The sequence below is a fragment of the Synechococcus sp. A15-28 genome (assembly GCF_014280175.1).
Lineage (GTDB): Bacteria > Cyanobacteriota > Cyanobacteriia > PCC-6307 > Cyanobiaceae > Parasynechococcus.
In genome coordinates this window covers 1,987,501-2,012,553 of the sequence record NZ_CP047931.1, presented here as the reverse complement: position 1 = coordinate 2,012,553, position 25,053 = coordinate 1,987,501, and the positions used below count along the sequence as shown (strand labels likewise).

At 60.3% G+C, this 25,053-nt stretch carries 22 protein-coding genes, 2 tRNA genes and 2 rRNA genes (1 of these 26 only partly in view); 18 read left to right on the top strand and 8 right to left on the bottom strand.

Features of this window, described 5'->3' with window-relative positions:
* Positions 1-47 precede the first annotated feature (47 nt).
* Entirely contained in the window at positions 48-773 is a 726-nt protein-coding gene (locus SynA1528_RS11490) for a glutathione S-transferase family protein (protein WP_186588450.1), read from the top strand.
* A gap of 216 nt (positions 774-989) precedes the next feature.
* The gene (locus SynA1528_RS11485; protein ID WP_186586848.1) at positions 990-2,189 is read left to right on the top strand and encodes a DUF2252 family protein; all 1,200 of its coding nucleotides are present in this window, start codon (positions 990-992) and stop codon (positions 2,187-2,189) included.
* 29 nt (positions 2,190-2,218) lie between these two features.
* Here SynA1528_RS11485 and SynA1528_RS11480 read toward each other — a convergent pair whose 3' ends face one another.
* Positions 2,219-2,878 (bottom strand): DUF6816 family protein, encoded by a 660-nt coding sequence (locus SynA1528_RS11480; protein WP_186586847.1) that lies wholly within the window; start codon positions 2,876-2,878, stop codon positions 2,219-2,221.
* Between SynA1528_RS11480 and SynA1528_RS11475 the strand changes: the two genes are divergently transcribed.
* Positions 2,877-3,140, top strand: coding sequence for a CRR7 family NDH-1 assembly protein (locus SynA1528_RS11475; RefSeq protein ID WP_186586846.1), 264 nt, complete (start codon positions 2,877-2,879; stop codon positions 3,138-3,140). The genes SynA1528_RS11480 and SynA1528_RS11475 overlap by 2 nt on opposite strands.
* A 1-nt stretch (position 3,141) precedes the next feature.
* Here the strand turns inward: SynA1528_RS11475 and SynA1528_RS11470 are convergent, their stop codons facing one another.
* Positions 3,142-3,717 carry a shikimate kinase gene (locus tag SynA1528_RS11470; RefSeq protein ID WP_186586845.1) on the bottom strand — a complete coding sequence of 192 codons (576 nt, stop codon included), beginning with the start codon at positions 3,715-3,717 and terminating at the stop codon, positions 3,142-3,144.
* 51 nt (positions 3,718-3,768) lie between these two features.
* Here SynA1528_RS11470 and SynA1528_RS11465 point away from each other — a divergent pair, with 51 nt between their 5' ends.
* The 5 genes from SynA1528_RS11465 (at position 3,769) to SynA1528_RS11445 (ending at position 7,530) form a co-directional block, all read left to right on the top strand.
* A complete protein-coding gene (locus tag SynA1528_RS11465) occupies positions 3,769-4,689 on the top strand; it encodes a 6-pyruvoyl trahydropterin synthase family protein (RefSeq protein WP_186586844.1) in 921 nt (306 codons plus the stop codon).
* Positions 4,676-5,350: a RibD family protein gene (locus tag SynA1528_RS11460; RefSeq protein WP_286187825.1), complete on the top strand. Its 675-nt coding sequence runs from the start codon at positions 4,676-4,678 to the stop codon at positions 5,348-5,350. The genes SynA1528_RS11465 and SynA1528_RS11460 overlap by 14 nt, the downstream gene beginning before the upstream one ends.
* A 92-nt stretch (positions 5,351-5,442) precedes the next feature.
* Positions 5,443-5,880, top strand: coding sequence for a hypothetical protein (locus SynA1528_RS11455; protein WP_286187824.1), 438 nt, complete (start codon positions 5,443-5,445; stop codon positions 5,878-5,880).
* 57 nt (positions 5,881-5,937) lie between these two features.
* The gene (locus SynA1528_RS11450) at positions 5,938-7,113 is read left to right on the top strand and encodes a GNAT family N-acetyltransferase (protein WP_186586843.1); all 1,176 of its coding nucleotides are present in this window, start codon (positions 5,938-5,940) and stop codon (positions 7,111-7,113) included.
* Between the two features lie 9 nt (positions 7,114-7,122).
* Positions 7,123-7,530 (top strand): DUF4346 domain-containing protein, encoded by a 408-nt coding sequence (locus tag SynA1528_RS11445; protein WP_186586842.1) that lies wholly within the window; start codon positions 7,123-7,125, stop codon positions 7,528-7,530.
* A gap of 3 nt (positions 7,531-7,533) precedes the next feature.
* On the opposite strand, the gene SynA1528_RS11440 is transcribed toward SynA1528_RS11445, so the two are convergent.
* On the bottom strand, positions 7,534-9,108 hold the full coding sequence (locus tag SynA1528_RS11440) for a B12-binding domain-containing radical SAM protein (RefSeq protein ID WP_186586841.1): 1,575 nt from the start codon (positions 9,106-9,108) through the stop codon (positions 7,534-7,536).
* Positions 9,109-9,253: 145 nt separating this feature from the next.
* On the opposite strand from SynA1528_RS11440, the gene petL reads away from it, so the two are divergent.
* The gene (gene petL, locus SynA1528_RS11435; protein ID WP_186586840.1) at positions 9,254-9,346 is read left to right on the top strand and encodes a cytochrome b6-f complex subunit PetL; all 93 of its coding nucleotides are present in this window, start codon (positions 9,254-9,256) and stop codon (positions 9,344-9,346) included.
* On the opposite strand, the gene SynA1528_RS11430 is transcribed toward petL, so the two are convergent.
* Both SynA1528_RS11430 and rimO read right to left on the bottom strand, forming a co-directional pair.
* Entirely contained in the window at positions 9,333-10,562 is a 1,230-nt protein-coding gene (locus SynA1528_RS11430) for an MFS transporter (RefSeq protein WP_186586839.1), read from the bottom strand. The genes petL and SynA1528_RS11430 overlap by 14 nt on opposite strands.
* Positions 10,559-11,935 (bottom strand): 30S ribosomal protein S12 methylthiotransferase RimO, encoded by a 1,377-nt coding sequence (gene rimO / locus SynA1528_RS11425; RefSeq protein WP_186586838.1) that lies wholly within the window; start codon positions 11,933-11,935, stop codon positions 10,559-10,561. The genes SynA1528_RS11430 and rimO overlap by 4 nt, the downstream gene beginning before the upstream one ends.
* Positions 11,936-12,020: 85 nt before the next feature.
* Between rimO and SynA1528_RS11420 the strand changes: the two genes are divergently transcribed.
* Positions 12,021-12,950 (top strand): vitamin K epoxide reductase family protein, encoded by a 930-nt coding sequence (locus SynA1528_RS11420; protein ID WP_186586837.1) that lies wholly within the window; start codon positions 12,021-12,023, stop codon positions 12,948-12,950.
* An 18-nt stretch (positions 12,951-12,968) separates the two neighbouring features.
* Here SynA1528_RS11420 and nadB read toward each other — a convergent pair whose 3' ends face one another.
* The 3 genes from nadB to SynA1528_RS11405 all read right to left on the bottom strand — a co-directional run bounded on the left by nadB (position 12,969) and on the right by SynA1528_RS11405 (position 15,902).
* Positions 12,969-14,618 (bottom strand): L-aspartate oxidase, encoded by a 1,650-nt coding sequence (nadB, locus tag SynA1528_RS11415; protein WP_186586836.1) that lies wholly within the window; start codon positions 14,616-14,618, stop codon positions 12,969-12,971.
* A 67-nt stretch (positions 14,619-14,685) separates the two neighbouring features.
* Positions 14,686-15,093: a photosystem II complex extrinsic protein PsbU gene (gene psbU / locus SynA1528_RS11410; RefSeq protein ID WP_186586835.1), complete on the bottom strand. Its 408-nt coding sequence runs from the start codon at positions 15,091-15,093 to the stop codon at positions 14,686-14,688.
* A gap of 113 nt (positions 15,094-15,206) precedes the next feature.
* Positions 15,207-15,902: a DUF3120 domain-containing protein gene (locus SynA1528_RS11405; RefSeq protein WP_186586834.1), complete on the bottom strand. Its 696-nt coding sequence runs from the start codon at positions 15,900-15,902 to the stop codon at positions 15,207-15,209.
* A 90-nt stretch (positions 15,903-15,992) separates the two neighbouring features.
* Here SynA1528_RS11405 and SynA1528_RS11400 point away from each other — a divergent pair, with 90 nt between their 5' ends.
* From SynA1528_RS11400 to SynA1528_RS11365, 8 genes are all read left to right on the top strand, one after another.
* Positions 15,993-16,856 carry an undecaprenyl-diphosphate phosphatase gene (locus SynA1528_RS11400; protein WP_186586833.1) on the top strand — a complete coding sequence of 288 codons (864 nt, stop codon included), beginning with the start codon at positions 15,993-15,995 and terminating at the stop codon, positions 16,854-16,856.
* Positions 16,857-16,881: 25 nt separating this feature from the next.
* Positions 16,882-18,261 (top strand): TIGR03279 family radical SAM protein, encoded by a 1,380-nt coding sequence (locus tag SynA1528_RS11395; RefSeq protein ID WP_186586832.1) that lies wholly within the window; start codon positions 16,882-16,884, stop codon positions 18,259-18,261.
* Between the two features lie 42 nt (positions 18,262-18,303).
* Positions 18,304-20,013, top strand: coding sequence for a TolC family protein (locus SynA1528_RS11390; protein ID WP_186586831.1), 1,710 nt, complete (start codon positions 18,304-18,306; stop codon positions 20,011-20,013).
* Complete coding sequence (locus SynA1528_RS11385; RefSeq protein WP_186586830.1) at positions 20,007-20,810, top strand: inositol monophosphatase family protein; 804 nt, start codon at positions 20,007-20,009, stop codon at positions 20,808-20,810. The genes SynA1528_RS11390 and SynA1528_RS11385 overlap by 7 nt, the downstream gene beginning before the upstream one ends.
* Before the next feature lie 605 nt (positions 20,811-21,415).
* Positions 21,416-22,899, top strand: a 16S ribosomal RNA gene (locus tag SynA1528_RS11380).
* 186 nt (positions 22,900-23,085) lie between these two features.
* A tRNA-Ile gene (locus tag SynA1528_RS11375) sits at positions 23,086-23,159 on the top strand.
* A gap of 9 nt (positions 23,160-23,168) precedes the next feature.
* Positions 23,169-23,241, top strand: a tRNA-Ala gene (locus SynA1528_RS11370).
* Between the two features lie 465 nt (positions 23,242-23,706).
* A 23S ribosomal RNA gene (locus SynA1528_RS11365) occupies positions 23,707-25,053 on the top strand (it continues 1,519 nt past the right edge of the window).
* The 16S and 23S rRNA genes sit together here with 2 tRNA genes alongside, the layout of an rRNA operon.

Here is a 25,053-nt window from a genome sequence, read left to right as displayed (position 1 = left end):
GGTTGGAATCTGCTGGCTACTCTGCCGGGCCCATGGATCCATTGGCCATGCTGGAGCTCCATCAATTCCGCCATTCCGCCTTCTGTCTGAAGGTGCGCATGGCGCTGCAGGCCAAAGGCCTCAGTTTCCGCACGGTGGAGGTGACCCCCGGCATCGGCCAGGTGGCGGTGTTCCGCCTCTCTGGACAGCGGCAGGTGCCGGTGCTGGTGGATGGGGAACAGGTGCTGGCGGACTCCTCTGCCATCGCCCGTCATCTGGAGCAGCGGGAGCCCGATCCAGCCCTGATTCCAACGGACCCGCGCCAGGCGTCCCAGATGCATCTGCTCGAGGACTGGGCGGACACCACCCTGGCCATGGCCGGTCGCACGGCTCTGGTGCAAGCGGCGGCATTGGACCCGGAGCTGCGGGTCGCCCTGCTGCCCGACGATCTGCCCGACCCCGTGCGGTCGGTGATGGGGGCGATCCCCGGCGGCTGGGTCAACAACGTGACCGAACTGGTGAACCAGGGGGAGCGGGCCGATCTGCTGGCGAGCCTGGAGCAGCTCGCCACATCCGTACAGGCCAGCCCATGGTTGGTGGGCGACAGCATGACCCTGGCGGACATCGCCGTGGCAGCTCAGCTGTCGTTGCTGCGCTTCCCCTCCTCCGCCGGTGTTGCTCTGGCTGGCAAGGGTGTGCCAGGTCTGAGTGACCATCCCAAATTGCAGCCCTTGTTCCAGTGGCGCGACCAGATCGAGCTCAAATTGATGGAAAGAACCCTCGAAGAGGTGTGAAACGAAGTCTTCATGTGCTTCTGAAGACACTCTTTATCTTTAGCCCTCAGCTGTAGGGGTTTGCGACGCTAGAAATTGGAAAGTCGCATCTTTTTGAGGGTGAAGAACATTATTTTTTCCTCTAAAAGTTACGACAGGAAAGGCAAAGTTTACGAGTCGCTCGAGCATCATAACCGAGATGTAGCAACTCCTTTTCGGTAGGAAAAGTTCGAAAAGATGAAAAATGGTCCTTACTCATTTTTCAAAGGTTCCAACCATCTTTTCTGGTCTGATTTTGCCGGGGATTGGCAGATCAATCGCTTTGGAGGCAGTGCCTTCTCTCGAACTTGGATTGAAGGCGACTCCCATGTTTACAACATGGGTGCTTACTTGAATAATGCTGGCCATGTTGCCTTTGGTTTTGATGATTATGACGATGCACTCGTTGCCGATTACCAGTACGACATTTGGCGCTTTTGTATCAGTATGGTTTTAGATGCATGGCAAAATAAAAAATTTGATGATAAGGAGCTCAGCAACGCCATTCGGGTTTTTGCGAGGACATATTTGAAAACAATTACGTCTTTTGATCGCGTTGATTTGTTTTCATGCTCCTTCAATCAGCACAACACTTGCAAGCCTCTTTCCAGGTTTTTAGCTAAGACATCAAAAAAATACAGTCGCGAGAGGATGCTCGGTAAATGGACTGAAGTGAGCGACGGGAATGTTCGAAAATTTCGTGTGATTGAACGGAAATTGTCTTCTGTCGATGCAGAGACACGAAGGAAGATATCGCAGGCTTTTCAGGGCTACTTGCGTACAATACCTGAGGAATTTGCTTCGGTGAACGAGCTGCATAACAAGATTCTTGATGTCGCGGAGCGTCGCGGAGCGGGAAAGGGTTCGCTGGGTTTGAGGCGTTATTACGTTCTGATTGCTGGGAATACTGAGCATGCTTATGACGATTTGATTTTGGACGTCAAGCAGCAGAAACATCCAACCGCATTCGCTTATCTGAGCGATGAGGAAGTCAAAGAATATGAATATAATTTTGAGAATCATGCCCATCGCCATGCCGAGGCTTACAAAGCCCTGGCTGAGCACCCGGATCAGCACCTCGGCTGGCTGAGCATGGATGGGGAGTGTTTCTCGGTTCGGGAGCGATCACCATTTAAAAATGATTTCCCAACGGTGATGTTGGAGAAAACGAAGAATTACTACCGGATGGCGGCTCAATGGGCAGAAATCATGGCCACAAAGCATCTGCGTGCTGCCAGGCGTTTGAATCACTCCGTCGACCAATATGTGTTTGAGGCAACCATCAACTGCATCGCCCGCGATCGAGAAGAAGAGTTCGCGATTTTCACAGCAAGAATCGCTAAATCCTATGCCATGCAAGTCAGAAAGGACTGGTTGTATTTCTGCGAGGGGTTTTGATTTTTGTTCAGTCTTCTGAATCTTTTGTCTTACTCGAGCGGTCGCATGGTGAGTTGATAACGGTGAACGCTGACGGCTTTGTTGGTGATCGTTTGTCCTGGATCGGGGTACCGCGCCTGCCACTGCTCGGCGCAGATGTCTTCGCCGCAACGGTGGTAGCGGCTCAGGGTTTCGATTCGGCTTAATCGGGGCGCGCCGGGGGTGTGCAGAATCTGCAGCACCAATTCATCCGCCAGAAAGGTGTCCTCGGTCGGACTTTCCTGACGGCGACCCGTCACCGTGGTTTCGAGGTAAAGGTCCCCTTTGAGTCGGGCGATCTGGCGGTTGGCCGAGTCGGGGTCCTCTTCCACCCCCAGCAGCTGATCGCCAAGCAGGGCACGACCGATGGCGGTGGCGTTGAAGCTGCGATCACCAACCAGTCGACCGCGCCGGTCGGTCTGGAACCGTGCCTGGTGCAGCAGCGGTGGATCGTCTGGGGCATTGAGATCCATGCTCTCCACCTGCCAGAGCCCTTCGAACCACTCGGGGTAGATCAGGTCGTCTTGATTCGAGGGCCGCGGCAACGGTGCCGGCAGGCTCCATTGGGGCCAGTTGTTCAGCCGTTGCTCCAAGTTGCCCTGGGCCCAGGCGGGGCCGCCGCTGAGCAGGATGGTGAGGCCGATCAGCAGCATCCAAAAGCGCCGTTCCATGTCTGATCCCCTGATCCGTGCCCTTGACGACTATGTGGTGCTGGAGCCCGGCAAGCCCGAGCAGCTGCTCAGCGCCGATGACACGTTGACATGGCTGTGCGGTTGGTTGCGTTCGCTGGATCAATTGCCGGCCGATCTGGCGGGCCAACCCGACCTGGACTCCGCGGCCCAGCGGTTGATCGACACGGCCTGTGATCTGGAGATCAGCCCCGGGGTCACCTTGCAGTGGTTTGCGGTGCGGTTGGAGCCGCCCACGGCCTAGGTCAATCCGTTCGGCGCTGGGTCGGATCCTTCAGCAGGCCTGGCAGCAGTTGCAGGATCCCGTCAGCGACGGTTTCGGGGGTTTCCTCGTTGATCACCACTGTGAGATCGGCTTCCGCATAGAGGGGACGGCGCTCGTTCAACAGCGCGTTTAGAGCTGCCTCGGGATCGTCGGTTTGGAGCAGCGGCCGCACTGTGCTGTCGGCCTTCAGCCGCTGCAGCAACTGATCGGGAACCACATCGAGCCAGATCACGATGCCGCTGTGCAAAAGCCCCCAGTTCTCCAACTGCGTCACCACGCCACCGCCGGTGGCCACCACCAGGGAGTGGCGCTGGCTGATGGCGCTGAGCACCTGGCTTTCCAGCTTGCGGAAGCCCGCTTCACCGTCCCGCTCAAAGATCTCCGGGATGCTGCAGCCGGCGGCCTGTTTGATCACCGCATCGGCATCGACAAAGCCGTAACCCAGACGTTCAGCCAGGGGGCGGCCGGTGCTGGTCTTGCCGCTGCCCATCATTCCCACTAGATACAGGCTGCGGCCGCCCAGGCGCTGTTTGAGGGAGGGAGTTGCGTCCGACATCGCTCGAGATCGCCGTTAGCTCATTAGGATGCCTCGGGGCCGTAACGTCACATGACTGAAATGAAGTCACTCCCACGCCACGGCCAAGGCCGCGGTTGCGTGATCACGCGGCGGGCCTGCTTCAGTTCCAGCCACCGTTACTGGCTGCCGGAGCTGTCGGCGGATGACAACGCGGCTCGCTTCGGGCCCTGTGCCATTGCCCCTGGCCATGGCCACAACTACGAGCTGATCGTCTCCATGGCCGGCGGTCTGGATGCCGACGGCATGGTGCTCAACCTTTCCGAGGTGAAGCACGCCATCCGCCAGGAAGTCACGGGACAACTGGACTTCCGCTTCCTCAACGAGGCCTGGCCGGAATTTGACGTTTCCAACCCTGAGGGCTGCCTTCCCACCACCGAAGCCCTGCTGCGGGTGATTTGGCAACGCCTCAGCCCGCATCTGCCGATCACGGCACTGCGCCTCTACGAACAACCGGGCCTTTGGGCCGACTATCTCGGACATCCCATGGACGCCTTTCTCACCATCCGCACCCATTTCGCCGCCGCTCATCGTCTGGCACGGCCTGAGCTGAGTCAGGAGGAGAACGAGGCGATCTACGGCAAGTGCGCCCGCCCCCACGGCCATGGTCACAACTATCTGGTGGATGTGACCGTGCGCGGTGAGATCGATCCCCGCACCGGCATGGTCTGCGACCTCTCCGCCCTCCAGCGTCTCGTGGATGATCTGGTGGTGGAGCCCTTCGACCACACCTTTCTCAACAAGGACGTGCCGTTCTTTGAGGAGTGTGTGCCCACCGCGGAGAATATCGCTCTGCACATTGCCGACCGGCTCAGCACGCCGGTGAAAGCGATTGGAGCCCATCTGCACAAGATTCGCTTGCAGGAAAGCCCCAACAACGCCGCTGAGGTTTACGCCGAGACCCCTCAGCTAGAGAGGATGCCTGCAGCATTGGAATCGGTTGCGGCCGTCTGATCCTCCGGCTCGCCCGCTGGTTCGTCTGGTGCTGGCCGTCAGCCTCGATGGCCGGCTTGCTCCTGCTACTGGTGGGGCCGCCCAGCTGGGTGGTGAGGGTGATCGGCGTGTTCTGGAGCAGACCCTGGCCTGGGGGGATGCCTGTCTTATCGGTGCCGGCACCCTGCGGGCCCACCAGTGCACCTGTCTGATTCGCGACGCAACCCTGATCGCCCAGCGCGTGGCTGAGGGGCGCGGGGAACAACCTGCTGCGGTGGTGGTCAGCCACGGCCATGACTTCCCGCAGACGTGGCGGTTTTTTCAGCAACCGCTACCGCGGTGGTTGTTGGCGCCTGCGGCTGCCGAGCAGGGATTTGACCGCTGGCTACCGCTTGGAGACAATTGGGATGAGCGCTTGGGGCGTTTGGCAGCTTTGGGTGTGGAGCGTCTGGTTCTTCTGGGTGGTGCTCAGCTCATTGCTGATCTGCTCCAGACCGATGCTGTGGATGAACTGCAACTCACACTGGTGCCCCAACTGCTCGGGGGTGATCACTGTTGGCTACCACTGGGGGGTGAGGCTCTCCCAGAAGGTCTTGCTTTTGAGGGTGCCTGGCAGCTGCAGCAGGCCCAGCCTCTTGGGGGGAACGAGTTGATGCTCTGCTATCAACGTCAGCGCGGCTGAGAATGATCTGAGAACAGCCCTATATCCCCCATTTGGGGGATGTGCGCTGGGTGTTTTCTCCTAAATTATTTGCGAGACATCGTTTCTCCTCCATGGCCAAGAAGAACAGGATCCGCGGAACGAAGCGCGGCGATTCTCTGATGGGGTCTGAAGATAGAGACATCGTCCTTGGCAAAGGCGGTGATGACGTGATCACCACCTACGGCGGCAAGGACAAAGTGAAGGGTGGAAAAGGTGATGACATCATCACCACAGGAGAGGGCAAGGACAAAGCCTGGGGTGGTGCTGGCGATGATCTCTTTGTGACTGAGAACGGCGGTAAGGGTCACGTCAAAATCATGGACTTCGAAGCTGGAGACAGCATCGAGTTCTGCGGCTGTGCCAACACCGTTCTGGAGCAGCGCGGTGATGACGTCTGGATCGTGAAGGCGGATGACGTCAAGGCGGTGATTAAGAACTTCGATGCTGATGACCTCGACATCGATTTCGGCTCGAAGCTGATCAGCGTTGCCGTGGATCCTCTGGCCTGATCGGCCGACTCAGCCTCTCGTTAAGGTCGGGCGGTGTTGGCCTGCGGCACCGCCTGAATGACATCCCTCACGGCCCGCTGGCACCGCTCGATTTCTGAAATTCCAGAGCAGCACTGGCGGGCTTTGGTGGGCGACGACGCCATCCCCTTCTATCGCTGGGGCTGGTTGGAGGCCCTGGAGCGTTCCGGCAGCATTGTTCCAGAGCAGGGCTGGCAGCCGTTGCATCTGGGCATCTGGCGGGATGACACCCCGATCGCTGTGGCCCCGCTGTACCTGAAGGGGCACAGCTACGGCGAGTTCGTGTTTGACCAGACCTTTGCGCGCCTGGCCGGTGATCTGGGCCTGCGTTACTACCCCAAGCTGCTGGGAATGAGTCCGGTGAGCCCGGTGCTGGGCTATCGCTTCCACATCCGCGCCGGTGAAGACGACGCGGTCCTCACCACCGAAATGCTGCGGATCATTGATCTGTTCTGCGAGCAGAACAGCATCCTCAGCTGCAATTTCCTCTATGTGGACCCCCAGTGGCGGCCCCTGGCGGAGGCGGCTGGTTGTGCCGCCTGGCTGAACCAGCAGAGCCTGTGGAGCCGCGGCGACGATCAGACCTTTGACGACTACCTCAACGGTTTCAACGCCAACCAACGCCGCAACATCAAGCGGGAACGCAAGGCGGTGGCCAAGGCGGGCCTCACGGTGACGCCACTCACCGGGGAGCAGCTGGATCTGGAGTTGCTCCAGACCATGCATGGCTTCTACGAGCAGCACTGCGCCCGCTGGGGCCCCTGGGGCAGCAAGTATCTCGAGGAAGGCTTCTTTGAGGCCCTGGCTGATCTGCACCGGGAACAGGTGGTGCTGTTCTCTGCCCATCGCGGTGACCCCCGCGAGCCCGTGGCGATGTCGATGTGCGTGCGCGATGACCATCACCTCTGGGGCCGTTACTGGGGCAGTGAAGAGGAGATCGACTGCCTCCACTTCGAGGTCTGCTACTACGCCCCGATCGAATGGGCGATCAGCCAGGGGATCGACAGTTTTGACCCTGGGGCTGGTGGCAGCCACAAGCGCCGGCGCGGGTTTGTGGCCCGCCCCCACGCCAGCCTGCACCGCTGGTATCAACCGCAGATGGATGGTCTGATCCGGGCTTGGCTGCCCAAGGTGAATGGCTTGATGCTTGAGGAGATTGAAGCGATCAATGCCGAGCTGCCGTTCAAAGCGGACGCACCATCGCTGAGTTTGTAAGTTGAAGAGATGGTCAAGACTCCTGAATCCCCCGCATCGCTGGCTGCGGCCATTGATTATTTGGATGATCGCCTCTCCCAGCGCTTCATCGCCCTGGATCCCAGCGGCTATTTCCTGATCAAGCTGGATGCCGATGCCGGTGAACTGGTGCTGGAGCATTACGGCAACACCATTGATGAGAAGGGTCTGGCGCGGGATTCAGAGACGGGAGAAGTTCTGAGCTGCAAGGGCGGCAATGGTCCCCGTCGCCCATCAGCGATCTACCGCGGCTCCTGTGCCAAACAAGTGGGCATTCAGCTCACCGAAGGCGATGGGCCCTACCCAGTGAGCCGGTTGGACCATGCCCTGTACCTGGGGCGGGAGTTGCAGAAAGCCGAGCAGTGCCTGCGGGACGGATCGAACTACGTGCAGGACTGAGCTTCAAACAGGTTGAAGCTCTTTCTGCACTGTGGGTTCTTCCGGCGGCAGGGATTCCAGCTGTTCGCGGATTTCCTGCTGCACGATCGAGCGGTACTCGAGGAAGTGCTCGTTGTGGGCCAGCACCACCAGGAACTGCTCCAGCAGGGCCGGGTTCTGGCGGGCCATGCCCAGCATGTACTTCCAGAAGCGGCCGCGGGTGCTGCGCTGGATGCCCTGGCGCCAGATCACGATGCTCAAGGCCCGGATGTCGGTCCAGCTCGGCAGTTTGGCGGCCGCCTTCCAGCGGGGTGCGCCCATCTTCAGGTAGTAGCTGTACACCCGGTCCATGTAGGCGTTGGGCTCATACAAGGCACAGAACGCGTCCACGTATTCGTTGGCGATGTCGCGGATCGGCCGGGTCGGCTTGAAGTTCAGCAGGTTGGTCTGGTTCACGCCCTTGGCGGCATCCTCCCCCTGAATCAGGCGGCCCTCCTTCTCCAACCGGGCCCATAGCGCTGTTTTGGGCAGGGCCTGCAGCATGCCCATCATCGCGGCGGGAATCCCGGTGCGGGTGACGAAATCAACGATGCGGTGGCCCGCGCCATCCTTCTCACCATCGAAGCCGATGATGAAGCCGGCCATCACGCGGATGCCGTTGGCGGTGATCCGGTCCACCGCAGCATCCAGGGGGTTGCGGGTGTTCTGCACCTTGCGGGCGGTTTCCAGGCTCGATTCATCCGGTGTCTCGATGCCGAGGAAGACGCTTTCAAAGCGGGCGTCGTGCATCATCCGCATCATGTCCTCGTCGTCGGCCAGGTCCACCGAGGCTTCGGTGGCAAAGCTGAAGGGGTAACCCCGCTCTTCCTGCCAGGTGCGGATCTGGGGCAGAAGCAGCTTGGCGTTGCGCTTGTTGCCGATGAAGTTGTCGTCCACCAGGAAGATCGAGCGCCGCCAGCCCAGGTCGTAGAGGTATTGCAGCTCCGCCACCAGCTGCTCGGGGGTTTTGGTGCGGGGTTTGCGGCCGTAGAGAACGATGATGTCGCAGAACTCGCAGTTGAACGGGCAGCCCCTGGAGAACTGCACGCTCATCGAGTCGTAGGCGTCGAGTTCCAGCAGGTCAAAACGGGGAATTGGTGTGGCCGTCACATCCGGCTTGTCGCCCTCGGAGGTGAAGCGGCCTGTGGTCTCGCCCCGTTCCAGGGCCTCCAGGAACATCGGCAGGGTGATTTCTCCCTCATCAAGGATCTTGAAATCCGCTTGGTCCAGTTCCGGCGCGTCCGGTGTGGAGCTGGCGTAGGGGCCGCCAACGGCCACCGGCAGTCCCCGCTCCTTGGCACGGCCGATCTGCACGGCCATGTCGTCCTTCTGCACGATCATCCCGGAGATGATCACCATCTCGGCCCAGTCCCATTCCGCCTCGGTGACTTCACGCACGTTGCGATCCACCAGCTTCATCTCCCAGTCCTGGGGCAGCAGGGCAGCCACCGTGCACATCCCCAGAGGAGGAAGCAGCACTTTGCGGTTCACCAGCTCCAGGATCTTTTCGTAGCTCCAGAAGGTTTTCGGGAACTTGGGATAAATGAAGAGGGTGCGCATCAGCTCGGGCGTGGAGGGTGGAGCGTCCGGTCGGCCCGGTTGACGGTCACCCGTACGCAAGTGTCAGTCGTTCACAAACCCTAAGCGCTATAGCCCGAAAGCCGATCCATGTCTGATCTAATGGTGGTCACCTCCTTACTCGCACATGGGCGTCGGCATCTATCTCGGCCTGGTTGGATCCGGTCTGGTGTTGGCTTTTGCGCTCACTAAACTGCTCAAGGGTATTAAGCTGATCTGAGCGGTTCCAGCACCGTGCCGCCCCGGCGGCGCATCCACAGCAGCGCCAGCACGGCCCCGATGCCTCCGGTTAAGGCAAAGGTGGTGGACAAGCTGGTGGCGATCACCAGCACAGCCGCCAGGAGCCCGCTCACTCCGCCGCCCCCCAGGAAGGCGATTTGGCTGAGGCCAGCCATCCGTCCACGCATCACCTGAGGTGATCCCACCTGGGAGATCAGGTTGCAGCTGCTCAGCAAACCTGCTGTGCCAGCCCCGATCAGAAAGGTCATCAACAGGCTGAACGCCACGCTCGGGCTGCGCGCCATCCCCAGTTGAGCCACGGCGGTGAGCAGCCCGAACCCTCCAAGCGTCAGGAAAGGGCGACGGCTGAAACGGCTGCTGTTGCGTTGCAGCACCACACCGCCGGCGATGCTGCCGGCGGCCAGCACACTGGTGAACAGCCCCAGATCACGGGGGTCCGGCCCCAGCACCTGATCAGCAATCAACGGTGCCAGACCCGGATGGAAGAAATTCACCACACAGAGCACAGCGGTGAGCTGAAGCACCCCCCGCAGGGTGCTGCCGCACTGGTTCCAGGCATCCAGCAGCGTGGCGGATTGCCCCTTGTGGCTGCGCTGTTCCGCCTCGCGGCGCGGTTGCAGCAGGAACACCACGCTGGCGATCGGCAGCAGATAGCTGGCGGCATCGATCCCCAGGGCCCAGGCCGGACCGGCCAGCGCCACCAGCAGTCCGCCGATGGGAGGCCCCACCAGTTTCCCCACGTTGAACACCACCGAGAAGCTCGCCAGGTAGCCCGCCAGGTCTTGAGGGTCTTCCACCAGCAGCGAGCAGTACTTGTTGCGGGCGGTGAGCTCGAAGGCTCCGGCAATGCCCACCAGCAGCGTGCTGCCCAGCAGCAGCAACACCTGGGCGGTGCCCTCCAGCAGCGGGATGGCCAGAGCCCCCAGGGCAGCGGCCGCCAGCAGCCCCCACTGGGCCTGCACCAGCACCTGCTCACAATCGATCCGATCGGTGCGCACGCCGGCGGGGCCGCTGAACACCAGGCTGGGCAGCGACAGCGCTGCGAAGTTCAAGGCCAGCACGAAGGGATCGGCGCTGCCGTGCAGCAGGATCCAGCCCTTGGCTGTGATCCCGGCGAAGGAGCCTGCGGTGCTGATGCCGGACACCACCAGGAACAGACGGCGTTGCTGGTCCAGGCGGAGGGGGGAAGCGCTCAAGCATTGGCTCTGATTGCCGCCACCATGGCGCGGGCGCCGACGATCCGGCCGCTGAGGTCGTAGATGTCGGCCCCGGTGATCTCAACCGGCACCATCGTGCCGGAGGCCGCCTGTTGGCCGTCCTCGCCGGGTTGTACCTGCACTTCGCCGTCCACCTCCGGTGCAAAGCGGGCGCAACGACCGATCATCTGCCCGGTCTGGGGGTTGTGCTGCTCGATCAGCACATCCACGGTGCGGCCCACCCAGCGCTGGTTTCGTTCCTCTGAAATCGGTTGCTGTAGCGCCATCAGGGCGTCCTTGCGCGCCTGGGCCACCTCGGGATCCACCCGATTCGGCAGATCCGCTGCCGCGGTGCCGTCCTCCGGCGAGAAGGTGAAGATGCCCACGTGATCAAAGCGCTGGGTCTCCAGGAAGCGCTTCAGGTGTTCGAAATGCTCCTCGGTTTCACCAGGGAAGCCCACGATCAAGGTGGTGCGCAGCACCGCATCGGGGAGCTGTTCGCGGATCTGGTGCAGCAGGCGGTCGTTCACATCTGCTTGCCAGGGGCGGTTCATCGCCCGCAGCACCTCCGGGTGGCTGTGCTGCAGCGGTAGATCCAGATAGGGCACCACGTTCGGCACGTCCCGGTAGGCCGCCAGCACATCAGGGGTCAGCCCCGTCGGATAGGCGTAGTGCACCCGGATCCAGGGGATCTCCACCTCCCCCAGGGCCCGCAGCAGCTCCGCCAGCTTCGGTTTGCCGTAGAGATCGAGGCCGTAGTTGGTGGTGATCTGACTGATCAGGATCAGTTCTTGCACCCCCTGCTCCGCCAGTTGGTGGGCTTCCGCCACGATCGATTCGATCGGCCGGCTGCGCTGGTCGCCCCGCAGCTTCGGAATGATGCAGAAGGCGCAGCGGTAGTCGCAGCCTTCGGCCACCTTCAGGAACGCCACCGCGTGGTCGGTGGTGCGTTGGCGCGGCAGGTGCTCATCCCCCACAAAGGTGGGAACAGCGCTGACGCGGTTCACCCGCTCGCCCGCTTCCACCCGCTGCAGCACCTCCACGATGTGTTGGTAGTCGCCGGTGCCGACGATCGCTTTTGCCTCGGGAATCGACTCCAGCAGTTCCTCCTGGAAGTGCTGGGCCAGACAGCCGGCAATGATCAGCTCCTTGCCCTGTTCCGCCAGGCCCACCAGGGTGCGCACCGATTCCTCGCGGGCGTCCTGAATGAAGCTGCAGGTGTTCACCACCACCACAGCGGCATCGTCCTCATTAGTGCTGACGCCGTAGCCAGCCTGCGCCAGCAAACCCACCATGTGTTCGGTGTCCACCCGGTTCTTTTCGCAGCCCAAGTGGGCGAACGCGATCGTCGGTTTCGTGGGGGTGCTTGTCATCAAGGCGCCGCCTGCGTTTCAACACCCTACGGAGAGGTCTGTTTTCGTCAGAACTGACAGAATTCAGCCATTCGATAGGGAATGGATGGCCACCACCCGTCTGGTCAGTCGCCGCCGCCAGGATGCCGGGGCCAAGTGGGCCCGCATCGCGATGGCGGTGCTCGCCACCGTCGGTGTGATCGACACCGGCTCGATCACCCTCAAGCGCTGGGGACTGCTCGGCAACCTCAGCTGCCCGATGGGTGCCGACGGTTGCGACAAGGTGCTCAACAGCCCCTGGGGCACGGTGGCGGCCGACATTCCGCTGTCCTTTGTCGGGCTGCTGGCCTACCTCGCCGTTCTGGTGATGGCCTTGTTGCCGCTGCTGCCCGGTCTGCAGGAAAACAAGAGCGATCTGTCCCGCCGCACCTGGTGGGGCATGTTCGCTGTCTCCCTGGGGATGGCGGTGTTCAGTGGCGTGCTGCTGGGCCTGATGGTGATCAAGATTCAGGCCTTCTGCTTCTTCTGCGTTTTATCGGCCGTTTTGTCGCTGTCCCTGTTCATCCTCTCGGTGGTGGGGGGTGGTTGGGACGACCCCGGTCAGCTGATCTTCCGCGGCATCCTTCTGGCCCTGGCGGTGCTGATGGGCGGTCTGATCTGGGCCTCTGTTGTCGATCCAGCGCGACCGGAAGCCACGGCCACGGGGCCTGGCGTCGCTCCGGCGGTCACCACCGCCAGTACTCCAGCCACTGTGGCCCTGGCGGACCATCTCACCGCCTCCGGTGCGGTGATGTATTCGGCCTACTGGTGCCCCCATTGCCATGAGCAGAAGGAGCTGTTCGGCAAGGAAGCCTCTGAGCAGCTCAAGGTGGTGGAGTGCGCGCCCGACGGGCGCAACAACCAGGCGGATCTCTGCCGCAGCAAAGGTCTGGAGGGCTTCCCCAGCTGGGAGATCAACGGTGAGATCGATTCCGGTGTGAAACCCCTCGAGGTGCTGGCTGATCTCAGTGGTTATCAGGGCGATCGCGACTTCTGACCCCTGACCAAGGCCTGCTCAGGGGCGCACGGCCCGGGTGTGGAGCCCCTGGGCCCTGTTCAGCCGTGAATGGCATTGCCACTGGGGCAATGTTGCAGGGGCGTCGGTGCGGAAATGGCCGCCCCGGCTCTCCCGCCGGAACAGACAGGCCTCCAGCATCAACCGGCTGGTCAGCAGTCGGTGGCGCAGATCCAGCAGCAGATTCAGATCGCGGCGACTGCTGTCATCCAGCAGCAGATTGTCCTGCTGCAGGCAGTCCAGCAACGGTTGTTGGTCCAGGTGCTCCAGGTCGCAGCGCAGCTGGTCCAGGCCGGCGCTGAGCCCGCGCCCGGAGCGGTCCACTCCAGCCCGCTGCCAGCAGAACAGCCGCAGCTGTTCGATCTGTTGCATCAGCTCCGCGCTGGTGATCCCTCCCTCCAGGGCTTGCCCATAGGCCTGCGGCGGGGCAGGACTGATCGGCTTCAGGGCCGGTCCCAGGTCGATCTCCGCCATGCGGTGAGCGAACACCAGGCATTCCATCAGGGAATTGCTGGCCAGCCGGTTGGCGCCATGCACCCCGGTGCAGGCCACTTCGCCGACGGCGTAAAGGCCGGGAAGATCGGTGGCGGCCTGCAGATCCGTGGCCACACCGCCCATCCAGTAGTGCGCCGCAGGGGCCACAGGGATCGGTCGCTCCAGGGGGTTGAGCCCGAACTCGCTGCAGCGATCCAGGATCGTGGGGAAACGCGCTTCCGCCTTGGCATGGGGAATGGCGGCAAAATCCAGCCACATCTGGGCCACCCCCTGCTGCCGCATCCGCTGCACCAGAGCCCGGCTCACCTGATCCCGCGGAGCCAGGTCCCGTTGCGGCAGCTGATCCACAGGGCTTCCCCCGCGGCCATCCACCAGCACGCCGCCTTCGCCGCGGACCGCCTCTGAGATCAGGAAGCAAGGTGCATCGTCGAGCCGCAGGGCCGTGGGGTGGAACTGCACGAATTCCAGATCTTCCACGGAGGCCCCTGCGTCCCAGGCCAGGGCGATCCCCTCCCCGCAGGCCTGGGCTGGATTGGTTGTATTGGCAAACAAGTGCCCACCGCCGCCGCTGGCCAGCACCACGGCCCTGGCCTGGATCCGATGGAGCTGGTGGCCATCCAGCACCTGCACCCCGCAGCAGCGACCGTTCTGCACCTCCAGCCCGGTGACCCGCACCCCACGGCGGTGCAGCAGACCGGGCCGTTGTTCCACCCGCTCGCGCAACACATCCACTAGGGCGCGTCCGGTGCGGTCCTGCACATGCAGTACCCGTCGATGGCTGTGGGCGGCTTCCAGGGTTGTGGCCAGGCCATGGCCGTCTCGGTCAAAGGCCATGCCCAGCTGCTGCAGGCGCTCCACGCAACGGGGTGCGGCGTACACCAGAAAGCGCACGGCATCGCCGTCACAGAGCCCAGCCCCGGCGCTCAGGGTGTCGTCGGCATGGCTTCGGGAGGAATCTTCGGGGCGGGTCACGGCGGCGATGCCCCCCTGCGCCCAGCGGCTGGAGGAGCGCCGTCCGGTGTTGCGGTTCAGCAGCAACACCGACAACCCCTCGGGTAACTCCAGGCAGGTCATCAACCCCGCCGCTCCGGCACCCACCACCACCACGTCCCAGGGGCCGGGATCGATGGCATCAGGCGGTCGGGAGTGGTCCATCCAGGCAGTCAAAAAAAGCCGCCGGACAGTCCGACGGCTTCAGGGTGATGGTTTGATTGTGGCGCGATCAGCGGTATTGGCCGTCGTTGATGCGGTCGTCGCCCTCGTTCAGAGCAATTTCAGGGGGAGTCACCGTGAAGTTCTCCTTGTACTTGTTGAACAGCTCGATCTGACGCTCGCTCAGATCCAGGTTCAGCACCTCGTCAACGTCGTTGTAAGGACCACCCAGCACGATCTTTCCGGCCATCGTGGGGTACATGCCGGGGAACTGCTGGAAACGACGGACGGAGGAGTTGTTGAGGTCAACCTTGCCCTCCCGTGCCGCGATCTTGTCGTCCGCAATGTTGCGGATTTCATTGCCGGAATACTTGCCGACCAAATCCTCATCAGCGTGAACGCTGGCGGGAAGGATCAGACCGGCCATCAGGCCTGCCATCAATAACGCACCGGTCAGCCAGCTCAGCAGCCGCTTCATCTCAGCTCTCCGTCGGGGATCGGATTGGGTCATCCGGCAGGAGCCGGCCACGGAACATTACAAGTGTGATGGCCGTTCCGTTCGGGCACCGGCTCCAGCTTTTGCAGTTCGTTTCACTCGATCAGACCGCTGAGGCCAGGCTGCAGCAGCGCTGTGGCCAGAAACAGCCCGTCGACCCACACCGTCGTGATCAGCACGGCCCCAGCCATCGACCACGTGGACCCCTGTTGATGGCATCGGCGCCCCAGGCTCAGGATCAAGATGGCGGCGGCGGCCAGCAGCAGCAGCGGTAGGGGGTGCAGCAGCTCAAGGCCGGCTTGGTGGAGCAGGCCTGGGGCCAGATCGATCGGTGCCATCACCACCGCCGGCCAGGCCTGCATCACGCCAGTCATCGCCATTATCAGATCGGTGACCGCTGTCCCCAGCAACGACGCCAGATAGAAGGCAGATGCCAAACGCCAGCGAGTGCTGAGGCCAGTCAGCGCCAGGGGGAGTGCGAATGCCTCCACAGGCAGATGGAGCAGAGGATGGGCCCGCAGCCATCCCCAGAAGAGGCATCCCGCCAGCCAGCTGCCGCTGAAACCCACCAGCAATTGACCAATCTCAGCCTTCTGTCGCTCTCCGGACTGTTCCAGAACGATGCCGACTGCCAGCAGTACGGCAGTGAACAATGTGGCCGAAAAGGGGTGCAGCCTGACCCAGGGGGCCTGCAGAAAGACCGGCAGCACCACCATGGCTGCCGCCAGTCGGGGTACCGCAAGGGTCCAGGACCGTTCGGGGGCGGTGAGTTGCCAGGTGCCTCCGATCAAATCCGCCCGTCAATAAGAAAGTCTCGAAACCTTAGAAGACATCTCCAGGCCCCGTGCCTGGCATAACGTCCACACCGCTGGACCGTCTCCGTGGCTGACCCCTCTCTCCCCCTGAGCCTGTGGCAGGCCTGCTGGCGAGATCTGGTGCTCGGCATCGTGCAGGGCCTGACGGAATTCCTTCCCATCAGCAGCACAGCACACCTGAAGGTGGTTCCGGTGCTGCTGGGCTGGGGCGACCCTGGCGTGTCCGTGACAGCCGCCATCCAACTGGGCAGCATCGTTGCCGTGATCGCCTATTTCCGCAGCGATCTTGCTCAGGTGTTGGGGGGGATCTCCAAGGCCTTTCGCCATGGTCAGTGGCGGGAGCCGGAGGCACGCCTCGGCATCGCCATGGCGGTGGGAACGGTGCCGATCCTTGCCGTCGGGCTGGCGATCAAGTTGTTCTGGGATGAAGGATACGAGACATCCCCGTTGCGCATCATCCCCTCGATCGCCGTGGTGTCGATTGTGATGGCGCTGCTGCTGGCGGTCGCTGAACGGATCGGGCCCAGGCTGAAGCAATTGCTGGGCGTGTCAGGACGCGATGGCCTGGTGGTGGGTCTGGCCCAGGTGCTGGCGCTGATTCCGGGGGTGTCCCGCTCCGGCAGCACCCTGACCGCTTCCTTGCTGGACGGTTGGCAGCGGGCCGATGCCGCTCGGTTTTCATTTCTGCTCGGCATTCCGGCGATCACCATCGCCGGCATCGTGGAACTGAAGGATGCTCTGGCTGCGACGGCCGATGCCGGACCGCTACCACTGGTGGTCGGCATCCTGGCGGCGACGGTGGTGTCCTGGTTGGCCATTGATTGGCTGCTGAAGTTTCTGCAGCGCCACAGCACGTGGTTGTTTGTGGCCTATCGACTCCTGTTCGGTGTGGGCCTGCTGGCCTGGTGGTCCATCCACGGCGCACACTGAAGGCACCCTTTCCTCTGTTCGACCCTTGTGGAATGAGCCCTCGGCCGGGGTCGCGGTCTCGGCCCTCAATCCCGATGCGGTGGCCCGCCAGCCCCTGCCGGCTGTGGTCGACAGCGTGGAGCCAGGCTCCATTGGCGAAGACCTGGGGTTCGAGCCCGGCGATCAGCTGCTCAGCATCAACGGCATCCGGCCGCGGGACCTGATTGATTACCGCTACCTCTGCGTTGAGGAAGACCTGCACCTGGAGGTGCGGGACGCCGCGGGGGAGCTCCACCAGGTGGATCTGGAGAAAGACGCCGATGACGGCCTGGGCCTGGCCTTCACAGAAGCGCTGTTTGATGGACTGCGGCAGTGCAACAACCACTGTCCGTTCTGCTTCATCGACCAACAGCCCCCCGGTCACAGGGACAGCCTTTACCTAAAGGACGACGATTTCCGGCTCAGCTTTCTCTACGGCTCCTATCTCACGCTCACCAACCTCACCGACGCCGACTGGCAGCGCATCGATGAGCAGCGACTCTCACCTTTGTATGTCTCCGTGCATGCCACGGAGCCGGCATTGCGGGAACGCCTGCTGGTGAACCCCCGGGCCGGGCTGCTGATGCAGCAACTGGCCTGGTTCGCCGAACGTGATCTGCAGATCCATGCCCAGGTGGTGGTCTGCCCCGGCATCAACGACGGCGCCGCCCTGGATCGCAGCCTGCAGGACCTTGCAAGTTTTGCGGGTGGCGATTGGCCCGCTGTGCTCTCAGCGGCTGTTGTGCCCGTGGGGTTGACCCGGTTTCGCCCCCATGATGATGGTCTCCGCCCGGTGGATCCCGCCTGCGCCCGCAGGGTGATCGACCAGGTGGAGGCCTGGCAGAAACAGTTCCAGTCGCGTCTCGGCAGTCGCTTTGCCTGGCTCTCGGATGAGTGGTATCTGATGGCGGGTCAACCCCTGCCGCCACGGCCGGAGTACGAAGATCTTCCCCAGCAGGAAAACGGCGTCGGCACCATTCGGGCCTTTCTGGAGTCTTTGGATCAGGCCACCCAGGATCTTCCCCAACGGGTCCCCGAACCGCGCCGTTGCAGCTGGGTGGTTGGGAAGATCGTGGATTCGGCTTTGCGTCCGGTCACCGAACGCCTCAATCGCGTGGAAGGGGTTGAGCTGCAGCTACTCGGTTTGCCCAGTCCCTATTGGGGGCAGGACCAGGTGGTGACCGGTCTGCTCACCGGAGAGGACCTGCTGATGGGGCTGGCGGGTATGGATCTCGGGGATGAGCTGCTGTTGCCGTCGGTGATGCTGCGGCAGGGCCAACCGGTGTTCCTTGACGACATGACCCTGGATGAGCTGCGCGGTCAGCTGCCGGTACCGATTCACATCGTTCATGGGGCGGCTGACATCGTGGCCTCCGTGCTCGGTTGACTAGGAAAAAGTCCCTAAGCTCCGCCCAGAAAGCGTTTTGCTGTGGGTCGGTTCACCGCGACTGTTGTTCTGGCTGCTGGTGTTCTGGCGGCAGCTACGGCTCCGGCTTTGAGTCAGGAAGAGCCGACTCTTCCCAGTGCTCTTGAGTTGAAGGGGGAGCGTCCTCAGGCGGACCCAACGGTGATTCCCGCTGCAGCGACGGAACTGCCGGAAGAGTTGGAGGATCTTGCTGCCCCCTCCAACCTTGCCCTCCCCGATTCCCCTGAGCAGGTTCGTGTTCAAGAGCTCCGTCCGCTCACGTTGGAGGAGGCTCTGCAACTGGCAGAGGTCAACAGTCCAAGACTGAAGGCTGCTGCCAGCCAGGTGGATCAGGCCAAATCGTCACTGCGGGCTGCCATCTCGGCCTGGTACCCCACCGTTGATCTTTCAGCCAACGGTTTGCCGAGCTACTTCAAGTCGTACACCTACCGAAATCCAGATTTCGTCCCCGGCGTGACCAGCCCCTTCACGGGGGAACGGATTGAAGGCGATCCGGAGACCTACGGCCGTGAGTTGCGCGCGGATGTCAATTTGAGCGTGAGTTGGGACATCATTGACCCAGCCCGTGTTCCTCAGATTGCAGCCGCTCGCGACACCTTTGAGCGTGCTCGCGACTCCTATCTGATTGCCCTTCGGGACCTCCGTCTGCAGGCAGCGACGTCGTACTTCCAGCTGCAAGAGGCCGATGAAGGGGTTCGGATCGGCCAGGCATCCGTCAGGGCGTCCCTGGTGAGCCTTCGTGATGCCAGAGCCCGTTTCAACGCTGGAGTGAATACCAAGCTGGAGGTGCTGGAAGCCGAGACTCAGCTGGCTCGGGACCGCAACCTGCTGACAGATCGCCTTGCATCTCAGGATCTTGCTCGGCGCAGCTTGGCCCGTGAGCTGGATCTTCCGCAGAACATCACCCCCACCGCAGCTACCCCCGCAGCTCCCCTCGGATTATGGGAACCATCGCTTCAGGAGAGCATCATTGCGGCCTACAACTACCGCGAAGAGCTTGATCAGCTGATCCTTGACATCTCCATCGGCAACAGCCAAGCCAATGCGTCTCTGGCCGCTGTTCAACCGGTCCTCAGCTTCGTGAACACCACCACGAGCTTTCGCAATGAGGGTCAGTCGGGTCTCAATTCTCTCAGTGACATCGACATGGATGACTATCGCTGGGGTGCTCAGAACACCACTGCTCTGACGGCAAGGTGGCGTCTGTTCGATGGTGGACGCGCCAGAGCTGAATACCGCCGTTTCAAGCAAGCCGCTGAAGAAAGCGCAAACAACTTTGCTTTCACCCGAGATGGCATCCGCCTTGAGGTGGAGCAGAGCTTCATCAGCCTGCGTTCGGCCATCCAGAACATCGAAACCACGTCCAGTGAAGTGCTGTCGTCTCGCGAGTCACTGCGGTTGTCGCAGTTAAGGGTTCAGGCCGGTGTGAGCACCCAGAGAGAAGTAGTGGACAACCAGCGGGACCTCACCAACGCTGAGCTCCGCTATGCCCAGGCCATCCGTGAGTACAACACCAGCCTGGCCCAGTTGCGACGTCGTACAGGCCTTGATGCACTGATCTCTTGCCCTGCCAACAACCTGCCTGCGCAAAAGCCCGAGGCTGAGGGCATGGTGATTCCGATTGAACCCACACCACTGAAAACAGCCTGTCCGGTTAGTTCCGTTGCAGGTCAGACTGAAGCCATCTCCCAACCTGTACAGCCCCTGTGGTGACGTCGACGCTCAGTTCAGATCAACTGAGCGCACTTCATCAGTTGCTGGATCGCATTGCAGAGCGTCAACGCTCCGATTTCGGCAACATCGTTTCTGACGTCAAACCAGATGGCACCTTGATCACAGCCTCTGATCGCTGGAGTGACGCTGAACTGGTTCAAGGTCTGGCGGCCATTGCTCCCGGTGAGGGGGTTCTGAGTGAAGAGGGCTCTCAGCACGTACCTCAGACACGCGCTTACTGGGTGGTGGATCCTTTGGATGGCACCACCAACTTCGCGACGGGCATTCCCGTCTGGGCCATTTCCGTTGCGCGTTTTGTGGATGGCCGTCCCAGTGAGGTGTTTCTCGATGTCCCTGCTCTGGGTCAGCGCATCGTGGCGTTGCGCGGCCGTGGTGTCTCGCGCAACCAGCAGGCTTTGACGGCGTCGAGCCGCCAGAACGCCAACAGTGCCTGCGTGTCGCTATGCAGCCGTTCCATCCGTGTATTGCAGCGGAAACCGAATCAGCCCTTTCCCGGCAAGATCCGTTTGTTCGGTGTGGCCAGTCTCAATCTGGTGAGTGTGGCGATGGGACAGACCGTCGCCGCACTTGAGGCCACCCCCAAGATCTGGGATCTGGCTGCTGCATGGCTGGTTCTGGACGAACTGGGTTGTCCGATACGTTGGCTGGTGGCCGATCCAGCTGAGTTGTTGCCTGGACAGGATCTGTCCCAGACCAGTTTTCCAATGCTGGCGGCGGGCTCCTGGTCAGACCTGGCGCGCTTTCTGCCTTGGGGAGAAGCCCTGCTCCATCCCTAATGCTTGCGAGACGAGTGGGTTTGGTGTTATGGTTTTGTCTTGCGCAGGAGTCGAGAGGTGAGGGCGCAAGATCTGAGCCTGAGGGGCGAGAGCCTTGAAGTGTCTTGGGTCACTTACAGGACCAAGAGGGAGCGATCCCACGGTGTTGTAGGTTCTTCAAGCGGTCGCGAGAGGCCGCGTTGATCGGTTACCACTCTTCTGAAAGGAAGGGGCTAGGGAACAGGTCGCACCTGGACAATTTAAAAGTTTAGGAACTGACGCTTTCATCGCGTTTGGTTCTGAGCCGAGCTGAGAAGTGAGGCGAGGAACTGAATGAAGAAGCGATGAAGGTGTGAGGTCCCGTCAAAAATTTTCGTTGCGTCGAAGCATTGTGCTTGTAACGGGAAGATTTTCACGAGTCTTTCTGTTGCCGGTGTGCGCAATGTGGAGCAACAACCGGATCTGAGATCCTGGAAAGTCATTATAGAGAAATCTAGAAATGCACTCTTAAGAACCCTTTCTGTGTCAGCGGGAAGGAGGCCTCAACTGTTGCCAGTTAATAATGCTGAGTAATGGGTGACGCAAATCAAGTTGAGATGATGAGAATTGTCGAGAGGACTTGATCTACAACGGAGAGTTTGATCCTGGCTCAGGATGAACGCTGGCGGCGTGCTTAACACATGCAAGTCGAACGAACCTTCGGGTTAGTGGCGGACGGGTGAGTAACGCGTGAGAATCTGCCCTCAGGAGGGGGATAACGGTTGGAAACGACCGCTAATACCCCATATGCCGCGAGGTGAAATGAATTTCGCCTGAGGATGAGCTCGCGTCTGATTAGCTAGTTGGTGGGGTAAAGGCCTACCAAGGCATCGATCAGTAGCTGGTCTGAGAGGATGATCAGCCACACTGGGACTGAGACACGGCCCAGACTCCTACGGGAGGCAGCAGTGGGGAATTTTCCGCAATGGGCGAAAGCCTGACGGAGCAACGCCGCGTGAGGGATGAAGGCCTCTGGGCTGTAAACCTCTTTTATCAAGGAAGAAGATCTGACGGTACTTGATGAATAAGCCACGGCTAATTCCGTGCCAGCAGCCGCGGTAATACGGGAGTGGCAAGCGTTATCCGGAATTATTGGGCGTAAAGCGTCCGCAGGCGGCCCTTCAAGTCTGCTGTTAAAAAGTGGAGCTTAACTCCATCATGGCAGTGGAAACTGTTGGGCTTGAGTGTGGTAGGGGCAGAGGGAATTCCCGGTGTAGCGGTGAAATGCGTAGATATCGGGAAGAACACCAGTGGCGAAGGCGCTCTGCTGGGCCATCACTGACGCTCATGGACGAAAGCCAGGGGAGCGAAAGGGATTAGATACCCCTGTAGTCCTGGCCGTAAACGATGAACACTAGGTGTCGGGGGAATCGACCCCCTCGGTGTCGTAGCCAACGCGTTAAGTGTTCCGCCTGGGGAGTACGCACGCAAGTGTGAAACTCAAAGGAATTGACGGGGGCCCGCACAAGCGGTGGAGTATGTGGTTTAATTCGATGCAACGCGAAGAACCTTACCAGGGTTTGACATCCTGCGAATCTCTTGGAAACGAGAGAGTGCCTTCGGGAACGCAGTGACAGGTGGTGCATGGCTGTCGTCAGCTCGTGTCGTGAGATGTTGGGTTAAGTCCCGCAACGAGCGCAACCCACGTCTTTAGTTGCCAGCATTTAGTTGGGCACTCTAGAGAGACCGCCGGTGATAAACCGGAGGAAGGTGTGGATGACGTCAAGTCATCATGCCCCTTACATCCTGGGCTACACACGTACTACAATGCTACGGACAAAGGGCAGCAAGTTCGCGAGGACAAGCAAATCCCATAAACCGTGGCTCAGTTCAGATCGTAGGCTGCAACTCGCCTACGTGAAGTAGGAATCGCTAGTAATCGCAGGTCAGCATACTGCGGTGAATACGTTCCCGGGCCTTGTACACACCGCCCGTCACACCATGGAAGTTGGCCACGCCCGAAGCCGTTACTCCAACCCTCGGGAGGAGGATGTCGAAGGTGGGGCTGATGACTGGGGTGAAGTCGTAACAAGGTATCCGTACCGGAAGGTGCGGATGGATCACCTCCTAACAGGGAGACAAACAACGATTTTGATGCCTGAGTAGTTTTATTCTTAGGCTGAAATCCTGTCACCTTAGGTCGATCGGTACCTCAGCGTTGAAGCAACAGAGTCAACAGAGATGTTGATGCGTGTTGTGGAGATGATCAGTTCCTAAACTTTGTCTAGGTCACACCCCACAAGGGTTGAGTTTTCCTGGGCCATTAGCTCAGGTGGTTAGAGCGCACCCCTGATAAGGGTGAGGTCCCTGGTTCAAGTCCAGGATGGCCCATTCGGTGTTGGGGGTTTAGCTCAGTTGGTAGAGCGCCTGCTTTGCAAGCAGGATGTCAGGAGTTCGAGTCTCCTAACCTCCACTGACCGAACTCAATCTCCGGTTTTGCATTGAAAGATGGAGAGCCACTCGATTGTGATGTGTGATTTAGATGTGTCCGCTGGATGACCCCAGCTTCCTGTCATTCCAAATCAGGGTAAAGGTTTTTACTCGAATAAATTTGGTTGATAAGATGCTGGGCTCGAATTCAAATGATCAAGCAATTGGTCGTTTGGGTTTGAAGTCTGGCAGAACCTTGACAACTGCATAGGTGAGTCTGGAAAAAACAAAGCATCTTACAGATGCATTGTTTTGAATCTGATCTTCCGAAAGGGAGATTGGATCTAGAACAATGAAAATTCTTTTGAGCAAGAGCCGAGACTCTTGAACGTTCTTTGATTCGTGTCGAGCGAATCAGAGTTTGATCTTGTTTTAGGAATCAGCGAAAGTTGATGATTAAACCTTGAGAATCTGCTTTCAACGGCGGTAAGCGTTCAGGAGATTAATTGGTCAAGCTACAAAGGGCTCACGGTGGATACCTTGGCACACAGAGGCGATGAAGGACGTGGTTACCTGCGATAAGTCTCGGGGAGCTGGAAGCACGCTTTGATCCGGGAATTTCCGAATGGGGCAACCCTTAATACGGCCAGCTGAATCCATAGGCTGGCACGAGCCAACCCAGCGAACTGAAACATCTTAGTAGCTGGAGGAAAGGAAAGTAAAAACGACTCCCTGAGTAGCGGCGAGCGAACGGGGAAGAGCCTAAACCGATACTTCCGAGTATCGGGGTTGTGGGACAGCAACGTGTATCAGGAATGTTAGGAGAAGTGTTTGAATGACACGCCACAGAGGGTGAAAGCCCCGTAACCGAAAACTGAACTGAGCTAGCTGTATCCCGAGTAGCACGGAGCACGTGAAATTCCGTGTGAATCCGCGAGGACCACCTCGTAAGGCTAAGTACTACTGTGTGACCGATAGCGAAACAGTACCGCGAGGGAAAGGTGAAAAGAACCCCGGGAGGGGAGTGAAATAGAACATGAAACCGTGAGCCTACAAGCAATGGGAGCCCTACTCATAGGGTGACCGTGTGCCTGTTGAAGAATGAGCCGGCGACTTATAGGCACTGGCGGGTTAAACCGGAAATGGTGGAGCCATAGCGAAAGCGAGTCTGAATAGGGCGCTTGTCAGTGTTTATAGACCCGAACCCGGGTGATCTAACCATGGCCAGGATGAAGCTTGGGTGATACCAAGTGGAGGTCCGAACCGACTGACGTTGAAAAGTCAGCGGATGAGCTGTGGTTAGGGGTGAAATGCCAATCGAACCCGGAGCTAGCTGGTTCTCCCCGAAATACGTTGAGGCGTAGCGTCTCGTGCTCCAGCAGGGGGGTAAAGCCACCATTTCGGTGCGGGCTGCGAGAGCGGTACCAAATCGAGATGAACTCTGAATACCCTGTGTGTAGCGAGGCAGTCAGACTGTGGGGGATAAGCTCCATGGTCAAGAGGGAAACAGCCCAGACCGCCAGCTAAGGTCCCCAAATCAACACTAAGTGATAAAGGAGGTGGGATTGCATAGACAACCAGGAGGTTTGCCTAGAAGCAGCCATCCTCAAAGGAGTGCGTAATAGCTCACTGGTCGAGCGATCCTGCACCGAAAATGAACGGGGCTAAGTGTTGTACCGAAGCTGCGGATTTATGGTAGGGGAGCGTTCTATGTGGGGCGAAGCGTTAGCGTGAGCGGGCGTGGACTGCATAGAAGTGAGAATGTCGGCTTGAGTAGCGAAAACATGGGTGAGAATCCCATGCACCGAAACCCTAAGGGTTCCTCCGGCAGGCTCGTCCGCGGAGGGTTAGTCTG

Coding starts and splice junctions, on each gene's coding strand:
- SynA1528_RS11470 (WP_186586845.1), bottom strand. CDS start 3,717: ATGTCGGACGCAACTCCCTCCCTCAAACAGCGCCTGGGCGGCCGCAGC.
- petL (WP_186586840.1), top strand. CDS start 9,254: ATGGGCGTCGGCATCTATCTCGGCCTGGTTGGATCCGGTCTGGTGTTG.
- SynA1528_RS11490 (WP_186588450.1), top strand. CDS start 48: ATGCTGGAGCTCCATCAATTCCGCCATTCCGCCTTCTGTCTGAAGGTG.
- rimO (WP_186586838.1), bottom strand. CDS start 11,935: ATGACAAGCACCCCCACGAAACCGACGATCGCGTTCGCCCACTTGGGC.
- SynA1528_RS11450 (WP_186586843.1), top strand. CDS start 5,938: ATGACATCCCTCACGGCCCGCTGGCACCGCTCGATTTCTGAAATTCCA.
- SynA1528_RS11440 (WP_186586841.1), bottom strand. CDS start 9,108: ATGCGCACCCTCTTCATTTATCCCAAGTTCCCGAAAACCTTCTGGAGC.
- SynA1528_RS11480 (WP_186586847.1), bottom strand. CDS start 2,878: ATGGAACGGCGCTTTTGGATGCTGCTGATCGGCCTCACCATCCTGCTC.
- SynA1528_RS11475 (WP_186586846.1), top strand. CDS start 2,877: ATGTCTGATCCCCTGATCCGTGCCCTTGACGACTATGTGGTGCTGGAG.
- nadB (WP_186586836.1), bottom strand. CDS start 14,618: ATGGACCACTCCCGACCGCCTGATGCCATCGATCCCGGCCCCTGGGAC.
- SynA1528_RS11420 (WP_186586837.1), top strand. CDS start 12,021: ATGGCCACCACCCGTCTGGTCAGTCGCCGCCGCCAGGATGCCGGGGCC.
- SynA1528_RS11455 (WP_286187824.1), top strand. CDS start 5,443: ATGGCCAAGAAGAACAGGATCCGCGGAACGAAGCGCGGCGATTCTCTG.
- SynA1528_RS11485 (WP_186586848.1), top strand. CDS start 990: ATGAAAAATGGTCCTTACTCATTTTTCAAAGGTTCCAACCATCTTTTC.
- psbU (WP_186586835.1), bottom strand. CDS start 15,093: ATGAAGCGGCTGCTGAGCTGGCTGACCGGTGCGTTATTGATGGCAGGC.
- SynA1528_RS11465 (WP_186586844.1), top strand. CDS start 3,769: ATGACTGAAATGAAGTCACTCCCACGCCACGGCCAAGGCCGCGGTTGC.
- SynA1528_RS11445 (WP_186586842.1), top strand. CDS start 7,123: ATGGTCAAGACTCCTGAATCCCCCGCATCGCTGGCTGCGGCCATTGAT.